At 45.2% G+C, this 704-nt stretch carries 1 protein-coding gene; it reads right to left on the reverse strand.

Features of this window, described 5'->3' with window-relative positions:
* Positions 1-175 precede the first annotated feature (175 nt).
* Positions 176-616 carry a YcgN family cysteine cluster protein gene (locus R7R78_RS26345; protein ID WP_005460092.1) on the reverse strand — a complete coding sequence of 147 codons (441 nt, stop codon included), beginning with the start codon at positions 614-616 and terminating at the stop codon, positions 176-178.
* Positions 617-704 lie beyond the last annotated feature (88 nt).

Here is a 704-nt window from a genome sequence, read left to right on the forward strand (position 1 = left end):
ATGATATGCCCTAAGTTTACATCACTAAATTGCAAACCGAGCAGCATTTAGTTAATTAAGCGTCAGAGTTCAACAATGACCGTCGTTTTGTCATCACTTATGAGAATCCGGTCTTTTATTGACCCTAAAAGCAAACAAGCCTTTCACTGTTGGTAAAAGGCTTGTTTCAATTTGGCTATGGGCGATTTGGGTGATTCAGAATGTGATCTTCCCAATCCACCACATCAATTTCGTACACCACTTTGTTGCGGACACTTTCGCCCGCCGCGTGCATTGCGGATTTCGAGCCCGTAATCAACGGGTGCCATTCTGGTAATGGCTGATTTTCGGCTAACAGACGGTAAGCACACGTGTGCGGTAACCAAGTGAAATCGTCGATGTCTTCGCGTGTCAGCTTGGTGCACTCTTCGCCAGAGGTAAAGCGATTTGGGTAGTCCTTACATGAACATGTTTTGCTGTTCAGCCAGCTACACGCCACATTGGTGTAGTAGATTTCATCGGTATCTTCATCCATTAGCTTGTGCAAACAACACTTGCCACACCCATCACAAAGAGATTCCCATTCCTCTTCGCTCATGTGTTCTAACGATTTACTTTGCCAAAATGGAGTGCTCATACTTCAGGTCTCACCAAGGGAATTAGGGGCCGATTTATACTCTTCTCGCCGCAAAAGTTCAAGTTTTGAGACGATCTCCAATCGGCAT

This window comes from Vibrio sp. 2134-1, assembly GCF_033339495.1.

Coding starts and splice junctions, on each gene's coding strand:
- R7R78_RS26345 (WP_005460092.1), bottom strand. CDS start 616: ATGAGCACTCCATTTTGGCAAAGTAAATCGTTAGAACACATGAGCGAA.